This is a genomic window from Acidovorax sp. DMC1 (genome assembly GCF_056314325.1).
The window spans coordinates 241,720-257,940 of sequence record NZ_JBQUYO010000002.1 but is presented as its reverse complement, the minus strand read 5'-3'; the positions used below and the strand labels follow the sequence as shown (position 1 = coordinate 257,940).

Annotated in this window: 16 protein-coding genes; 6 read left to right on the top strand and 10 right to left on the bottom strand. The window is 66.2% G+C overall.

The window, feature by feature from the left end; translation table 11 throughout:
• Positions 1-21: 21 nt before the first annotated feature.
• The gene (locus ACT531_RS05615) at positions 22-324 is read right to left on the bottom strand and encodes a helix-turn-helix transcriptional regulator (RefSeq protein WP_015013960.1); all 303 of its coding nucleotides are present in this window, start codon (positions 322-324) and stop codon (positions 22-24) included.
• A 69-nt stretch (positions 325-393) separates the two neighbouring features.
• Complete coding sequence (locus ACT531_RS05610; protein ID WP_476016785.1) at positions 394-1,353, bottom strand: LysR substrate-binding domain-containing protein; 960 nt, start codon at positions 1,351-1,353, stop codon at positions 394-396.
• 93 nt (positions 1,354-1,446) lie between these two features.
• On the opposite strand from ACT531_RS05610, the gene ACT531_RS05605 reads away from it, so the two are divergent.
• Genes ACT531_RS05605 through ACT531_RS05590 form a run of 4 tightly spaced genes read left to right on the top strand, consistent with a single transcriptional unit; the run spans position 1,447 to position 6,612 of the window.
• The gene (locus ACT531_RS05605; protein ID WP_476016784.1) at positions 1,447-2,811 is read left to right on the top strand and encodes a D-serine ammonia-lyase; all 1,365 of its coding nucleotides are present in this window, start codon (positions 1,447-1,449) and stop codon (positions 2,809-2,811) included.
• A 55-nt stretch (positions 2,812-2,866) separates the two neighbouring features.
• A complete protein-coding gene (locus ACT531_RS05600) occupies positions 2,867-3,853 on the top strand; it encodes a Bug family tripartite tricarboxylate transporter substrate binding protein (protein WP_476016783.1) in 987 nt (328 codons plus the stop codon).
• Positions 3,854-3,887: 34 nt separating this feature from the next.
• On the top strand, positions 3,888-5,450 hold the full coding sequence (locus tag ACT531_RS05595) for an amidase (protein ID WP_476016782.1): 1,563 nt from the start codon (positions 3,888-3,890) through the stop codon (positions 5,448-5,450).
• 16 nt (positions 5,451-5,466) lie between these two features.
• Positions 5,467-6,612: an NAD(P)/FAD-dependent oxidoreductase gene (locus ACT531_RS05590; RefSeq protein WP_476016781.1), complete on the top strand. Its 1,146-nt coding sequence runs from the start codon at positions 5,467-5,469 to the stop codon at positions 6,610-6,612.
• Positions 6,613-6,648: 36 nt separating this feature from the next.
• Here the strand turns inward: ACT531_RS05590 and ACT531_RS05585 are convergent, their stop codons facing one another.
• The 3 genes from ACT531_RS05585 to ACT531_RS05575 form a co-directional block, all read right to left on the bottom strand.
• Positions 6,649-6,864 (bottom strand): YjfB family protein, encoded by a 216-nt coding sequence (locus ACT531_RS05585; protein WP_476016780.1) that lies wholly within the window; start codon positions 6,862-6,864, stop codon positions 6,649-6,651.
• A 102-nt stretch (positions 6,865-6,966) separates the two neighbouring features.
• Positions 6,967-8,382 (bottom strand): dihydrolipoyl dehydrogenase, encoded by a 1,416-nt coding sequence (locus ACT531_RS05580; RefSeq protein WP_476016779.1) that lies wholly within the window; start codon positions 8,380-8,382, stop codon positions 6,967-6,969.
• A 132-nt stretch (positions 8,383-8,514) separates the two neighbouring features.
• Positions 8,515-9,108: an IMPACT family protein gene (locus tag ACT531_RS05575; protein WP_476016778.1), complete on the bottom strand. Its 594-nt coding sequence runs from the start codon at positions 9,106-9,108 to the stop codon at positions 8,515-8,517.
• Between the two features lie 226 nt (positions 9,109-9,334).
• Between ACT531_RS05575 and ACT531_RS05570 the strand changes: the two genes are divergently transcribed.
• A complete protein-coding gene (locus tag ACT531_RS05570; protein WP_309824355.1) occupies positions 9,335-9,538 on the top strand; it encodes a hypothetical protein in 204 nt (67 codons plus the stop codon).
• Positions 9,539-9,584: 46 nt separating this feature from the next.
• Here ACT531_RS05570 and ACT531_RS05565 read toward each other — a convergent pair whose 3' ends face one another.
• Positions 9,585-10,130: an N-acetyltransferase family protein gene (locus ACT531_RS05565; RefSeq protein ID WP_476016777.1), complete on the bottom strand. Its 546-nt coding sequence runs from the start codon at positions 10,128-10,130 to the stop codon at positions 9,585-9,587.
• A 62-nt stretch (positions 10,131-10,192) separates the two neighbouring features.
• On the bottom strand, positions 10,193-11,155 hold the full coding sequence (locus ACT531_RS05560) for a bifunctional helix-turn-helix transcriptional regulator/GNAT family N-acetyltransferase (RefSeq protein ID WP_476016776.1): 963 nt from the start codon (positions 11,153-11,155) through the stop codon (positions 10,193-10,195).
• Between the two features lie 191 nt (positions 11,156-11,346).
• Here ACT531_RS05560 and ACT531_RS05555 point away from each other — a divergent pair, with 191 nt between their 5' ends.
• The gene (locus ACT531_RS05555; protein ID WP_476016775.1) at positions 11,347-13,758 is read left to right on the top strand and encodes a YgiQ family radical SAM protein; all 2,412 of its coding nucleotides are present in this window, start codon (positions 11,347-11,349) and stop codon (positions 13,756-13,758) included.
• Positions 13,759-13,886: 128 nt separating this feature from the next.
• Here the strand turns inward: ACT531_RS05555 and ACT531_RS05550 are convergent, their stop codons facing one another.
• From ACT531_RS05550 to ACT531_RS05540, 3 genes are all read right to left on the bottom strand, one after another.
• Positions 13,887-14,348, bottom strand: coding sequence for a hypothetical protein (locus ACT531_RS05550; RefSeq protein WP_476016774.1), 462 nt, complete (start codon positions 14,346-14,348; stop codon positions 13,887-13,889).
• A gap of 193 nt (positions 14,349-14,541) precedes the next feature.
• Positions 14,542-15,252: a DUF1294 domain-containing protein gene (locus ACT531_RS05545; RefSeq protein WP_476016773.1), complete on the bottom strand. Its 711-nt coding sequence runs from the start codon at positions 15,250-15,252 to the stop codon at positions 14,542-14,544.
• An 18-nt stretch (positions 15,253-15,270) separates the two neighbouring features.
• Positions 15,271-16,161, bottom strand: coding sequence for a CoA transferase (locus ACT531_RS05540; protein WP_476016772.1), 891 nt, complete (start codon positions 16,159-16,161; stop codon positions 15,271-15,273).
• Between the last annotated feature and the right edge of the window lie 60 nt (positions 16,162-16,221).

Genomic DNA, 16,221 nt, shown 5'->3' with positions numbered 1-16,221 from the left:
TGCGGTGGGGCGTCGCCAGGCTCAGCGGCGCAGGCTGTCCACGACCGAGGGGGGCGCATCCACCCCTTCGGGCTGGCCCAGAAACTTGCCGCCGGACTGAATGAACGCCTCCAGGCTAGGCCGCAGGCTGCTGGGCACGGCAATGATGTCCATACCCAGCACCCGCGCCATTTCGGCCAGGGTGGAATAGCGGGGGTCCAGGTCGCCGCCTTCGGTGCGCTGCACTGTCATGCGGGAGAGGCCTGCACTTTCGGCGAGCTGGGCCTGGGTCATCTGGTGGGCTTTGCGGGCGGCGGCGAGGGTGGGGATGAGATCGGTTGACATGATGATATTTATACTCTTTTTATATTGAAAGAGTAGATAAATATACAAGTTTTCTACTCCTCACCAAGCTCAGGGCGAAGCCAATGGAGGCAATACCTCGCTGCGCTCTGCGCTAAACCGCTGCGCTTCCTGTACCAGCCACTCCCGCACCAGCTCCATCGCCGGGCTCGGGTGGGTGGTGGTCACAAACGAATAGGCCGCGCGCGATGGCACGCTGCGCCCCAGCAGCGGCACCAGTCGCCCGGCCTTCACGTCCTGCAGCACCAGCGCGGCGCGGCCCATGGCAATGCCCTGGCCGGCCAATGCGGCGCCCAGGGCCAGTTGCGACAGGTTGAACTGCTGGCCGCCCGCCCAGGGCGGGGGCGGGGCGCCCCTTTGCGCAAACCAGTGCTGCCACTCCTCATAGGTGTCTGCGCCGTCCCAGGCGCTGCCGTCGTGCAGCAGCCAGTCGCCGTGCAGATCCTCGGGCGTGGTGATGGGCGAGTGCCGGGCCAGGAACTCGGGGCTGGCCACGGGGATGAGCCATTCGTCGAGGAACACGGTGGCGTTCAGGTCGCGGTAGCCGCCCAAGTCAAAGCGCACGGCGGCCTCCACGCCGTCGCGCACCATGCGGATGCGGTCCAGCGTGTGGAACTCGCCAAACACGCGCAGCCCGGTGTGCGGGTGCTGGCGGAAGAAGTCGCCCAGCCGGGGCGTGAGCCAGCTCATGGCGAAGGAGGGCGAGCAGCTCAGCGTGGCCGTGGCGGCTTCTGCCGGTTGGCGCATCTGGGCCAGGGTGCTTTCGATGGCATCAAAACTCTCGCGCAGCACCACGGCCAGCCATTTGCCCTGGGGCGTAGGCACCAGCGCGCGCGGGGTGCGCAAGAAGAGGGGGCGGCGCAGCCAGTCTTCGAGCTGCTTGACCTGCTGGCTCACCGCCCCCTGGGTGATACACAGCTCGGCCGCCGCCTTGGTGAAGCTGCCGTGGCGGGCGGCTGCGTCAAAACTGCGCAGCCAGGCGAGCAGGGAGGGGGAGAGGCGAATATCCATTATTAATACTAATGTTTCGCTCAATATAAATGGTTTGTGATGGTGGCGTGACAGGCGAAGAATGGGGGCAACACTCTTCGAGACACAGATGCCATGACGACTGCCCAGACCCAACCTGCCGTGGATGCCTTGCTGGCTGCCCGCTTACGCAATGCCCAGCCTGCTTTGTGGACCAACGCAGCCCGGGAGGCGCAGCCTGCCGCAGCGATGTCCGCATTGGGCAGGACTATTAGTCTGGATGATACGAAGGCAGCGGCGGCGCGTTTGGCGCGTTTTGCCGGGCTGCTGGCCCAGGTGTTCCCCGAGCTGGCCGCAACAGGTGGCGTGGTGGAGTCGCCCCTGCTGCCCGCTACGGCGCTGCAGCTCGCATTGGGCATGGCCGAGGGGCAAGGCCGACTGTTCATCAAGGCCGACCACAGCCTGCCCGTCGCCGGCTCCATCAAGGCCCGGGGTGGCATGCACGAGGTGCTGGAGTTTGCCGAGGCGCTGGCGCTGCAGCATGGGCTGGTGCAGCCCGGCGGTGACTACCGCGCGCTGGCGACGCCGCAGGCGCGCGAGGTGCTGGGTCGCTACCAGGTGGCGGTGGGCTCCACGGGCAACCTGGGCATGAGCATCGGTGTGGTGGCGTCGGCCCTGGGTTTCCAGGCCACGGTGCACATGTCGGCCGATGCCAAGGAGTGGAAGAAAGACCGTCTGCGAACGCGTGGTGTGTTGGTGGTGGAGCACGCGGGCGACTACGAGCGTGCCGTGGCCGCAGGCCGCGCCGAGGCGGCCAGCAATCCGATGTGCCACTTTGTGGACGACGAGCAATCGTTCTCGCTGCTGCTGGGCTACAGCGCGGCGGCGCTGCATCTACAAAAGCAACTGGCAGAGCAAGGTGTGGCGGTGGATGCCGAGCACCCGCTCATCGTCTACCTGCCGTGTGGTGTGGGCGGCGCGCCCGCAGGCATCACCTTTGGCCTGCGGCAGGTGCTGGGGCCGCATGTGTACTGCTTCTTTGCGGAGCCGGTGCAGTCGCCGTGCTTCATGGTGCAAATGATGGCCGATGCAACGCAAGGTGTGGGGCAGCACCCCTCGGTCTATGACTGGGGCCTGACCAACCGCACCGAGGCCGACGGCCTGGCCGTGCCGCGTGCATCGCTGCTGGCGGCAGAGCTCATGCGGCCGCTGCTGTCGGGCGTGTTCACCGTGGCCGACGACACCCTGTTTGCGCACCTGGTGCGGGTGCTGGACGCCTTGGGCGAGCGCATCGAGCCCTCGGCCGCCGCTGGCTTCAGCGGCCCGGCGATGTTGACCGGCACCACCGCCGGGCAGGCCTGGCTGCGCAGCCCGGGCATCGACGCGGTGTTGCATCAGGCCACCCACCTGGTGTGGACCACGGGCGGCCTGCTGGTGCCCGATGTGCAGTACCAGGGCTTTGTGCAGCGCGGGCGGGCCGTGCTGGCTGCGCAGGCCTGATGGCTGAGCGCCTTCTTTTCTCTTTTTTCTTTTCACTTTTGTCTGGAGCCACGCCATGAACCGCAAGCAACTGCTTTTGTCTGCCGTCCTCAGCGCCGCCCTGGGGGCCACTGCGTGGACTCCGGCCATGGCGCAGGAGGCCGCCTTCCCCACCAAGCCGATCACGCTGGTGATTCCGTTCCCGCCCGGTGGTGCCACCGATGTGCTGGGGCGGCTGATCGGCAAAAAGCTGGGCGACAAGCTGGGCCAGAGCGTGGTGATTGACAACCGTGCGGGGGCAGGCACGGTGATTGGTGCGACGTCGGTGGCGCGGGCGGCGCCCGATGGCTACACGCTGCTCATGAGCTCGGGCACCACCTTCACCGTCAACCCCGCCGTGCGCGCCAAGCTGCCGTACGACCCGGTCAAAAGCTTTGAGCCCATCGGCATCACGGGCCGCACGGGGTTGATCTTGCTGGCTAACAAGGATGTACCTGCCAACGACCTGAAGCAGTTTGTGGCGTTGGTGAAAGCGGCTCCCGACAAGTATTCGTATGGCTCGTTCGGCACGGGCACCACGTCGCAGTTTGCGGGCGAGATGTTCTTCCACGCAGCGGGCCTGAAGATCCAGCATGTGCCCTACAAGGGCAGTGCGCCCGCCATGACCGACCTGCTCGGCGGGCAGATCCCGTTCACCGTCGATACCGTGTCGGCCGCGCTGCCGCAGCTCAGGGATGGCAAGATCAAGGCCATTGCGGTGACTTCCGGCAAACGCTCGGCCCTGCTGCCCAAGGTGCCCACGCTGGCCGAGAGCGGTTACCCCGGCCTGGAGATGGACACCTGGCTCGCCATGGTGGCGCCGCGTGGGCTGCCGCCGGCGGTGAAGTCGCGGCTGGAGCTGGCGCTGGCCCAGGTGGTGTCAGACCCCGAAACGCGTGACAAGATGATCGCGGTGGGGTTCGAGCCGTCCTATGCTTCGTCCAAGGTGTTGGCCGAGCTGATCGATAAGGAGTTGCCGCTGATGCGCGCCATTGCACAGCGTGCCGCTATCACCGCAGACTGAACCCGTGGGACCAGAACAAGGAGACAAGCCCGAGATGACCACCACAACCCCCCAAGCCCTGGTTGAGCTGACGGCCAACGAACTGCGCCACCGCATTGGCACACGCGAGATTTCGCCGGTGGAGCTGCTGGACGCCTGCATTGAACGCATCGAGGCCGTGAACCCGCACGTGAATGCCGTCACCGCCACCTGCTACGACCGCGCCCGCACCGAAGCCAAGGCGGCCGAGCAAGCGGTGCTGCGCGGCGAGCCGCTGGGCCTGCTGCATGGCCTGCCCATGGGCGTGAAAGACCTGGAGGCCACGGCGGGCTTGCTGACCACCTATGGATCGCAGATCTACCGCGAGCACATTCCGGCCGAGGACAACGTGCTGGTGGCACGCCTGCGCGCTGCTGGCGCCATCGTCACCGGCAAGACCAACATCCCCGAAATGGGTGCGGGCGCCAATTCGCGCAACACCGTGTGGGGTGCCACGGGCAACCCGTTCAACCCCAACCTGAACGCCGGGGGCTCGTCGGGCGGCTCGGCCGCTGCGCTGGCGTGCGACATGCTGCCGGTGTGCACGGGCTCGGACACGGGCGGGTCGCTGCGCATTCCGGCGTCCATTTGTGGTGTGGTGGGTTTCAGGCCCTCGCCCGGCGTGGTGCCCAGCTCGCGCAAGCTGCTGGGCTGGACGCCGATTTCGGTGGTTGGCCCCATGGGCCGCACGGTGGAAGAGGCCTGCCTGCAACTGGCCGCATCGGCGGGCATGTCGCCCGGCGACCCGCTGAGCTATCCGCTGGACCCGATGAGTTTCCTTCTGCCCGAAACCGTGGACCTGAGCCGCCTGCGCGTGGCCACCACCGAGGACTTCGGCGCCTGCGCTGTGGACAACGGCATCCGCGCCGTGTTCCGCAACAAGGTGCAGGCCATGAAGCACCTGTTTGCGCGTTGCGACGCCATCGACATCGACCTTGGCGATGTGCACCGCTGCTTTGACGTGCTGCGCGCTGAGGCCTTTGTGGCGAGCACGCGCGAGGCCTACGAGCGCGACCCCGCCAGCCTGGGCCCCAACACCCGCGCCAACTACGAAATGGGCGCCGCCATGACGCTGCTGGACAGCGCCTGGGCGCAGGCAGAGCAGACACGCATCCTGGCGCGGTTCCAGAAGCTGTACGAGGATTACGACATCATCCTCGCGCCCACCACACCCGTGTCGCCGTTCGCCTGGACCGAGCTGTTCGCCAGCCACATCAACGGCGAGCCGCAGGCCAACTACTACCGCTGGCTGGCGCTGACCTACGTGACCACGCTGACCACCCACCCAGCGCTGAGCCTGCCGTGCGGGCTGGACGACGCTGGCATGCCGTTTGGCCTGCAGATCGTGGGCCGCTTCCGCGCCGACCGGCACACGCTGGGTGTGGGGCATGCGCTGGAGCAGGCGTTCAAGGGCATTGCAGGGCTGGCACGGCCCCGGCCCGACATCGCCAAGCTGAAGCAGACGCGCGCCGAACCTGCGCTGACCTCCATCGTGACCGTGGCACCGGACCCCCGCGACGCCCGCACCCTGCCGCGCGACGACCGTGCGGCATCGGCTGCGCAGGTGTCGGCGGTTTGAACAGGAGACACCGACCATGCAAACCGTAGACACCATCGTGATTGGCGCGGGCATTGCCGGGGCCTCCGTGGCCTGGCAACTGGTACAGCCCGGCGCCGCAGGGCAGGGCGCCAGCGTGCTGCTGCTGGAGCGTGAATCGCAGCCCGGTTATCACACCACCGGCCGCTCGGCCGCGCTCTACATGGCGACCTATGGCACGCCCAACATCCAGGCGCTGACCCGGGCCAGCCGCGCGTTCTACGATGCGCCGCCGCCTGAATTTGGCGCCGACCCCATCCTCTCGCCCCGGGGCGTGGTCTATGTGGCTGGGCCGGATCAGCTGGACTTGCTGGAACAAACCTACGAGGAAGCGCGCTCCACCTCGCCCAATGTGCAGTGGGTGGAGCAGGCCGAGCTGCTGGCGATGCTGCCCTGCCTGAAGCCCGAGGCCGTGGCCGCCGGCATGAGCGAGCCCGAGGCGGCCGATATTGATGTGAACGCCCTGCACCAGGGCTACCTGCGCGGCCTGCGCCAGCGCGGCGGCCAGGTGCTGACCCACGCCGAGGTGACGGCCGTGCGCCGTGACGGCGACGTGTGGCAGGTGACGCTGGCCGACGGGCGGGTGTTTGCCGCCCCCACCATCGTCAACGCTGCGGGTGCCTGGGCCGATGTAGTGGCAGGCCTTGCGGGTGTGCCGCCGATCGGGCTGGAGCCACGCCGCCGCACGGCGTTCACCTTCCCGGTGCCCGAGGGCATGGACGCTACCCATTGGCCCGCCGTGATCGGCATTGACGAAAGCTTCTACTTCAAGCCCGACGCAGGGCAACTGCTGGGCTCACCGGCCAATGCCGACCCCACGCACCCGCACGATGTGGTGCCCGAGGAGCTGGACGTGGCCACCGGGATTTATCACATCGAGGAAATGACCCGGTTCCAGATACGCCGCCCATCGCACACCTGGGCCGGGTTGCGCTCGTTTGTGCGGGATGGCGACATGGTGATTGGCTGGGACAACCATGTGCCCGGCTTCTTCTGGCTGGCCGGGCAGGGCGGATATGGGATTCAGAGCGCGGCGGGCGCCTCGTTGCTGGCGCGGCAGCTGCTGCGCTGCGAGCCGCTGGCCGGGGAGTTGGTGCGCGAGGGCGTGGGGGTGGAAGGGCTGTCGCCCGCGCGTTTGCGCTGAGCCGCCAGGGCCGAGAGAGAGGGGGGGCTCAGCCCCTCAGGCGAACGTGTTGACGTTGGTCCCCAGCGTACCGCTGGTGGCCAGCTGAGGCTGGGGCATGGACTGCTGCATGGCGTCGATCATGGTGGCGGCCGACACGGCCTGCATGTCCAGCTCCTTTTTCAGCACCACCATGTTCAGGGCGTCGGACGTCTTGGCGCTGGCCAGGCTGGTAGCGGTGTTGACGATGCTGTTGGTCAGGGCGACGTCCATGGTGACTCCTTGGGGCAATGGTGGTTTATCGGCACTACAAAAGCGAGCTTGAGGGTTGTTACATGTGCAGGGGGCGGTGAAGCTGCGCTGTTCTGCATTGCCTTAGTCCAGCGCAGGCACCCCCAGGGCTGGGCAGGCGGCCAAGTCGGAGGTGCGGGCGTTTGGCAACTGTCGGGCTGCGTCGCGCAAGGCGGTGCGCAGGCCTTCTTCCAGCGTGGGGTGGTAGAACGGCATGCCCAAAAGATCATGCACGGTCAGCTGCTGCTGCACAGCCAGGGCCAGCAGGTGGGCGAGGTGCTCGCCATCGGGGGCGCACAACTCGGCACCCAGCAGGCGACCACTCGTATGGTCGGCATAAACGCACAGGCGTCCCAGGTTGCGCTGCGCGGTGCGGGCGCGGCCCTGGTTTGCGTAGCTGGCGGTGCCAGTGATGGTGCTGTGCGGGTCCATGTCGGCCACACGCGGCCCCACCACCGCCACGTTGGGGTCGGCGAACACGATGGAGAGCAAGGTGCGGCGCCGAAAGCGCGTGGGCGTGGGGGTCAGGGCGTTCATGCCTGCAATGTGGCCTTCATCGGCCGCCTCGTGCAGCAACGGGGTGTGGGTGTTGGCGTCGCCCGCCAAAAACACCGGCAGGTCTCCAATCTGCTGGGTTTGCGGGTCTACGGTGGGCAAGCCGCGCGCATCCAGGGGCACGCCCAGCGTCTCCAGGCCCAGGTGTTCGATGTTGGGCACCCGGCCCATCGCGGCGATGACCTGGTCCACCACCACGCGGTTGGCGCCACTCGCCACCTCGATGCCTCCGGGCACCTCGCGCAACTGCGCCTCGGCGCCCATGTGCAGGACCATGTCTTGTTTCAGCAGAGCGGCCAGCTCGGCGTTGAGCGTAGGATCGCTCAGCCCGGCCAGCGTGTGGCCGGTGGTGAATGCCGCCACCTCCAAGCCCAGCCGCGCCAGGGCTTGCGACAGCTCCACCCCGATCGGTCCCATGCCAATCACTGCAACGCGGGGGCCGAGACTGGGTTGCTCGAACAAGGTGTCGGTGGTGAGCATGCGGTCGCCAAACGCCAGCCATTCATCGGGCACGCGGGGGCGTGACCCCGTGGCGATGATGATGCTGCGTGTGGCGTAAGCCGTGCCGTCGATGTCCACCGCACGTGGCCCCAGCAGCGTTGCACGCCCTGACCTCTGGGCGCTGCCCAGCCCGTTGGTGGCCTGGGTGGCTCCTGCCACGAAGTCATCTCGCAGTGCGCGCACGCGCTGCAGCACGGCAGGCAGGTCGGCGGTCAGACCACTCGCGCCGCGCAGACCGAATTCTTCAAAGGTGTGGCGGCGGTGGAAGGCGTTGGCTGCCTCGATCAGCGCTTTGGACGGCATGCAGCCCACGCGCGCGCAGGTGGTGCCCCAGGGGCCTTCGTTCACGATGAGGTAGCGGTCGGTGCGCTTGCGCACTTCGCGCAAGGCGGCCAGGCCCGCCGTGCCGGCGCCGATGATGATGGTGTCGAGCGGTTGGGGCATGGGGCTCTTTCGGAGTCGGAAAAGCCGGAGTGTGTAGCGTGAACGGCCCCACCGCTGTAGGCATGCACGCCGTTTTACGAGGGCGCTGTGGGGGGCGCTTCCCAACCCTTTGTATGAAGGCGTAGCCCGGGGTCAGGCTTCGACATCCGACCAGCCCACGCGGCCTTGCCCATGGTCGTTGATGCGTTGCACAAAGGGCGCCGCTTGTGTTTGGGGCAGGCGCAGTTGCAAGGTGACCAGGGTGCCATGCTGAACGTCCACCAGTTCGGCACCTGCCGCCTCGATTTCTCGGCGCAGCAAGCCCTCCAGGGCATAGGGCACCTGGCATTGCAAGGTGGTCATGCGCTGCAGCGTGACCTTGGGGGCGGTGAGCAGCGCCTGGGCAATGGTGTCGGTGTAGGCGCGCACTAGGCCGCCCGCGCCCAGCTTGACCCCGCCAAAATAGCGCACCACCGTGGCCAGCACGCCTTCCAGGTCCTGGTGGCGCAGCACGTCCAGCATGGGGCGGCCAGCGGTGCCTCCGGGCTCTCCATCGTCCACCGCGGCAGACTGGCCGCCCGCCAGCAGGGCCCAGCAGATGTGGGCGGCGCCGGGGTGCTGCTTCCACAAGGCATCGACGGCGGCCTGGGCACTGGTGCGGTCGGCCATGGGTTGCACGCAGCCGATGAAGCGGCTTTTCTTGATGATGAGTTCGCTGTGCGCGGGGGCGGCCAGAGTCTGGGGCATGGGGCAGCGAGTGTACGGCGAGCATTTGGGGTGCCAGCCTGGGACGGTGTGTGACAGAAGTCACAGTCCATGCCCTCAAGGGCATGGATCGACACCAATCGCGTCGCGAATGTGCGTTCTGTCACACACACGTTTGGCGTGCGTTCCTACACTGCGGACTTGTCGCTGTGGCCTACGCTGTTGCTACGCATTTGAAAGCACCCGTGCCACCAGAAAAGGAACCGCCATGTTTGCCACTTCGCTCTCTGCACCTTTGCCTACCTCTCTCGCCAGCCATCTGTTTGGCCGTTTTATTGCCCCCTCTGGCGCCCAGGCATCGAGCCCCAGTGCGTTGGCATCGGCCGCCGCAATGCCCAGCGCGATGGACGAGCAGGATGACGATGCGATGCCGGACCTAGCACAGCGCGTGCGGGAAATTGGCGAGTGGTGATACGGCGCCCTGCGTGATGTGACAAACCACGCAGTGGAGCGCGTGTTTATTCGGTGTTGTCTACGCCGCCTTGTGCCTTCTCTAAGTCGCGTGCCATGAGCACGCTGGTGTAGTTGGTCAAAGGGCGCCAGTCGCACTCGCCCACCACCCGGTAACCCCAGGATTCATACATTGCTATCAAAGCGGTAGCGGGTTGTGCAGTGTCTAAAGCCATCACTCGGGCGCCTGCCTTGCGGGCATAGTCCAGGGCATAGGCGTGCAACTGTTTGCCGTAGCCCCGGCCTTTGGCGTCGGGGCTGATACAGAACTGGCACAGCGACCACACCGCAGGCTCGCGGTAAAGCGGTACGGTGGACTCGGGTTGCGGCGGTCGCAGCGTGGCGGTGCCCACATAGTCGTTTCCATCCAGCATCACCAGCCCCGTGCCAGAAGCAAATCGCTTGGCTGTGTCTTCCACGGATTGGTGGGTGCCCCAGTAGCGCAGGCCCCGCCGCGCGTGGGGTGCGTAGGCGGAGTGGATGAGGGCGGTCAGCCGTGCCAGGTCATCGGCGGCCGTGACGGGGCGAATCAAAAGCGGATCGGACAAAGTCATCGAGATGCTCCGTGCCCTCGCGTTGGGCGCTGCCGGTCATGCAGCGGATTGCGTAGCCTCATTCAAAGCTTCAGCTCCCAGGTTTCTCCCACCAATTGCTGACCAAAACCTTCGTAGGGCTCGGTCTTGACCAACTGAAAACCCCGTTGCGCATAGATACCGCGCGCCGCCGTCAGGCAGCTGTTGGTCCACAGCACCATCTTTTTGTAACCTTTTGCACGCGCAAAGGCAATGCATTCGTCGGTCAGGCGGGCGCCCAGGCCGAGGCCCCTGGCTTTGGGGCTGAGGATGAGCATGCGCAGCTGTGCGGTGGTGGGGGATTTGCGCACCACAAACACCGAGCCCACCCGCTCGCCGTCCAGCTCGGCGATCCAGGCCTTCTCCCACGCGGGCTGAAACTTGCGCAGAAACTGCGCCGCGATGTCTGCCACCAAGGCCTCAAACCGGTTGTCCCAGCCGTACTCGCGCCAATAGATCTCGCCATGCTGCTGCACCACCCAGCCCATGTCGCCGGGCAGAGGGTCGCGCAGAACGGCGATGCGCGTGCCGTCCGCGGCGTTGGAGGGGGCGGACAGCAGGGTTTCGATCCGCTCCATGGCCTCCACCACCTCTTGGCGCCGCGCCGGGTGTAGGGGCGCGAGCAGTGTGGCGGCCTCGTCGCGCGAGCGCTGCTGCAGCGGCTCGAACACCTCGCGCCCGGCAGTGGTGAGCGTGACCAGGCTTTGTCGCGCGTCCTTGGTGCTGGCGTGGCGTTCTATCCACCCTGACTGCTCAAAACGCCGCAGTATCCGGCTCATGTACCCACCGTCCAGGCCGAGCTCCCGTGCGAGTTCGCTGGCCACGGGTGCCTCGCGGTGGGCCAGTTCATACAACACGCGCACATCGGTCAATGACAGCTTGCTGCCCAGGTATGGGTCCAGCACGCCAATGCGGCGGGTGATGAAGCGGTTGAAGCGGCGCACGGCCTTCACCGCGCTCGGGGAAACGGGGAGGGGGGCGGAAGGGGCGGGGGCAACGTTGCTCATGAATGCCTTTGTCAGTTAATTAATTGACAAAGGCAAGTATATGCTTGATGGTCATCAAACCTGTATCAGTGAGGGGCAAGGGCCACCAAGGGGACAAAAACCGTCTGCCAACGTAAAATCGCGGGTTATCCACCACAGACGCGCCCTACAAAAGCCCCCATCGCTCCGGGGGCGGCCGCGACCCCCTTTGCATGAACGCCCCCGTTGACGTCTCCTTTTTTGCGCGCGCCGCAAAGCCCTTGACCAGCTACCGTCCGTACTGGGCCAAGCGCTTTGGCACGGCTCCGTTCCTGCCAATGAGCCGCGCCGAGATGGAGAAACTGGGCTGGGACAGCTGCGACATCATCCTGGTGACGGGCGACGCGTATGTGGACCACCCCAGCTTCGGCATGGCCGTGATCGGCCGCACGCTGGAGGCCCAGGGCTTTCGCGTGGGGATCATCGCCCAGCCTGATTGGCAGAGCGCCGAGCCGTTCAAGGTGCTGGGCAAGCCCAACCTGTTCTGGGGCGTGACGGCGGGCAACATGGATTCGATGATCAACCGGTACACCGCCGACCGGAAGATCCGCAGCGACGACGCCTACACCCCCGGCGACGTGGGCGGCAAGCGCCCCGACCGTGCAGCCATCGTCTACAGCCAGCGCTGCCGCGAGGCGTACAAGGACGTGCCCATCATCCTGGGCGGCATTGAAGGCAGCCTGCGCCGCATTGCGCATTACGACTACTGGAGCGACAAGGTGCGCCGCTCCATCGTGGTGGACAGCAAGTGCGATCTGCTGCTGTACGGGAACGCCGAGCGTGCGCTCGTTGAAGTGGCCCACCGCATCGCAGCGCGTGAACCGGTGGAGCAGATCACCGATGTGCGCGGCACGGCCTTTGTGCGCCGACCGGACGACGAGAGCGGCAAGGGCTGGTTCGAGATCGACTCCACCACGGTGGACGAGCCCGGCCGCGTAGAGGCGCACATCAACCCGTACATGACCACCAGCGAGCAGGCTGCGGCCCAAGGCAGCACCTGCAGCAAAGAGGATGGAAGTGCTACTGATTCTGTAGCGGGCGCCGCAAATAACACCAGCGCTACCGGCCAAAACAGCCCCAACCCTGCCATTCAGCCGATCCAGTTCGTTGCCAATCCGGCGCTCAAGGCCAAGCTCAAGGTGCCCCCGCGCGAGAAGAGCGTGATCCGCCTGCCCAGCTACGAGCAGGTCAAAAGCGACCCCGTGCTCTACGCCCACGCCAACCGCGTGCTGCACCTGGAGACCAACCCTGGCAACGCGCGTGCACTGGTGCAGGCCCATGGCGAGGGTGTGACGGCGCGTGATGTGTGGATCAACCCGCCCCCCATCCCGCTGACCACGGCCGAGATGGACTACGTGTTCGACCTGCCTTACGCGCGTGGCCCGCACCCTAGCTACGCCGACGAAAACGGCAGCCATGACGGCGCGACCAAGATCCCCGCGTGGGAGATGATCCGGTTCTCCATCAACATCATGCGCGGCTGCTTTGGCGGCTGCACCTTTTGCTCCATCACCGAGCACGAGGGCCGCATCATCCAGAGCCGATCGGAAGATTCGATCATTCAGGAGATCGAGGACATCCGCGACAAGGTCAAGGGCTTCACAGGCACCATCAGCGACCTGGGTGGCCCCACGGCCAACATGTACCGCCTGGGCTGCCGCAGCCCCGAGATCGAGGCCGCCTGCCGCAAGCCAAGCTGCGTGTACCCCGGCATCTGCCAGAACCTCACCACCGACCACGGCCCGCTGATCAAGATCTACCGCCGTGGCCGCGCGCTCAAGGGCATCAAGAAGATCCTCATCGGATCGGGCCTGCGTTATGACTTGGCGGTGAAATCGCCCGAGTACGTGAAGGAGCTGGTACAGCACCACGTGGGGGGCTACCTCAAGATCGCGCCCGAGCACACCGAGCAGGGCCCGCTCACCAAGATGATGAAGCCGGGCATCGGCAGCTATGACAAATTCAAGCAGATGTTCGAGAAGTTCAGCGAAGAGGCGGGCAAGAAGCAGTTCCTGATCCCGTACTTCATCGCCGCGCACCCGGGCACCAGTGACGAGGACATGATGAACCTCGCCATCTGGCTGAAGAAGAACGGCTTCCGCGCCGACCAGGTGCAGACCTTCTACCCCAGCCCCATGGCCACGGCCACGGCCATGTACCACTCGGGCCGCAACACCCTCACCAAGGTGCGCCGCCAGATGCGCGACGAGGCCGAGGAATCGGTGGACATCGTGCGCGGCGAAAAGCGCCGCCGCCTGCACAAGGCCTTCCTGCGCTACCACGACCCGAACAATTGGCCGCTGCTGCGTGAGGCGCTCAAGGCCATGGGCCGGGCGGATTTGATCGGCAACGGCAAGCACCACCTGATCCCTACCTTCCAGCCCTTGACGGACGGCGGGTACCAGAGCGCGCGTCGCAAGAACTCCACGCCCACAGGCGCGAAGGCCGCAACGGCTGCACCCGTCAAGCAGGTCAAGCCGATGAAGCCCGGTCAACCGCAGAAGGGCCGCATCCTGACCCAGCACACCGGCTTGCCACCGCGCGTCACCGGTGCCGCCAAGCCGTCCGCACGCAAGCCGCGCTGAGATCGGTGGCGGCAGCAGCCGCGGTCCACTGACAGTGGGCGTGATGGATGAAACGCCGAAAGGCTCTCTGACAAGTCGCTAGCCGCTATGAACCGGCCCCTACGGCTGCAGTGCGATTTTGTGGAGCCTTAACCTTCTGCCGCGTGGGTGCCAACCACCACCGACTGCTGGCCAGCGCTGGCGGGCTGCGAGATCAGGTCTTCGATGATGAAGGTGCGGTAGTAGAACGCCGTGACTGCACCTTCGGGCGCAATGGCGTTCACCACCCTGTCGGCCTCGTCTTTGTCTGCCATGGCGATCAGCAGGCCGTGGTGCCCGGTGCCCGCCAGGTCGGCAATGCGCCGCACCATGTCGCCTTCGGCGCCCACAGACGGGAGCGGCGCGTCTGCCGTACCCAGCGTGTGCACAATTTCTTGCAGGATGACCTCGGGGCTGGCGTACGCAATATCGCCCTGGTGGCTTACTGCCTGCAGCGCGAGCGCTGCCTGGCGCGTGCAGTCTTCATCGGGAAACAGTGCGAACACCTGGCCGGTGGGGTAGAAGATGCCGCCCATGTTGGTCATGGACGAATCAAGGACGAAGGGTTTCATGGACATCTCCCAAGGTGTTTCAGACCTTGGGATTGAAACCGGGCGCCTGTAAACACTGTGTAGGTCTGCGGGCTGTCCTTGCGTCAGCCTGCGGTGCGCTGTTGTAGATCAGGGCTCGCTGATGTGCAAAAAGTGCCTGTTGCGATAGTGCTTCATGGCTTCTTTGCTATCAAATTTGATAGCAACGGCGGCACTACAACCCGCGCAACCATCCGCCCAGCCAAGCGACCACGGCCGCGCAGTGCAACACCACGGTGGCCCAATACACCGCGCGGAACTCCGTCTTGCGCGATTTGTGCCGCAGCCATTGCTGGGCAAACCATGCGCCAGGCCAGCCGCCCGCGAGGCTCAGCAGGTGCAGATGGCTCTCTTTGGTGCGCCACTGGCCGTTTTGCGCGGCGCTTTTGTCCATGGCGTAGACCAGAAAGGTCAGAAGGTTGACGCCTATGGCGGCGCCCAGCACCCACCATGGCAGCCGACCTGCCCAGAGGCTCCAGGCCAGCAGCCCCACCCAGCCCAGCATCAGCAGGTGTATCAGCGCTGAACCGGCGGCGGTGGGCGGCTGGCTGGCCGCAGCAAGGCGTTTGCGTGGGGCAGACTGTGTCTGACCTGCGCGCTGCGCAGGCGTACGACGTGTTGGGCGCGGAGATGTTGACTGCGCTCGTGTTTGGCTTTGGGGCTGGAAGGCTCCAACGGTTGGAGCCACAGGCAACACGGCCATGGCCCGGGGCCCCTTGCCGCCCACGTGAATCTCTTCGTACACGACGGTAAGCCCTTCACGCGGCGGGGTGCTGCCCCGGTAGTCCCGCACATGAAAAAACACATCGGCAGACGTGTCCGGGCTGCGGATAAAGCCAAAGGCGCGGCTGGCGTCCCAGCGGACGACGGTGCCTTGCTTCTGCATCGGTCAGCGCGCCCGTCTTCAAGCCAGGGTGTGCAGCGGGATGTCCTGCGCCACCGCCAAAGCATCGAGTTGTGCACGGGTCTGAGTCCGCAGAAAAGCCGCCACAGCCGCGTGGGTGTCGGGGGCGCGCAGCACCTTCGGTTCACCCGTAGCAGGCAGACCTGCAGCAGCGCACAGGCTGGCGGCAAAGTGCGGCTCCAGCGCAGCCACGGCCACGCGGCCGTCGGCGCAGGGGTAGATGCGGTAGCCTGCGTGGTGGCCGCCCACGTCACCGTCGGGCGTGGTCAGGCCCCAGTGGCGCGGTTGGGCCAGCCATGCGGCGGCGTCGGCCAGGGCCACTTCGATACACACGCCGCTGCCGGTGTGGGCCCGCTCCAGCAGGGCCTGCAGCACGGCTTCGCTGGCCATCAGGGCGCCGCCCATGTCGGCGTAGAGCGTGGGGGGCATCTCGGTGCCCGTCACCAGGCCGGCGTCGGCCAGATAGGTGAGGTCATGGCCCGGTTCTTCGGCCCGCTCTGCCGCTGCGCCCACGATGCGCACCAGCGACAGGCGCGGGTATTGGGCCTGCAACGCGTCCCAGCCTAAGCCCAGCTTGGTGAGCGCCGAGGGGCGGAAGGAGGTGATCAGCACATCGGTGCGGGCCAGCTCGTCATGCAGCGCGGCTTGGCCTTCGGGCGTCTTGAGGTGGGCGTGCACCAGGCGCACGCCATCGTGCAGCGTGGCATAGGCTGCGGGGCTGTAGATGCCCATGGGGTCGGCGCTGGGATAGCCAGGCGCGGGAGGAGGTTCGAGCTTGGTGCATTCGGCCCCCATGCGCGCGCAGCGCATCAGGGCGGCGGGGCCGGGCAGGTTGAGCGCAAGGCTCAGAACACGGGTGTTGCGCAGGGGCTGGGGCAGGGCGGTGGGCATGGGTGGGAGGTTGTCTCGGGTTGTGATTTTTGGAAGGAGAGGACGGCGCCGGAACTTCAT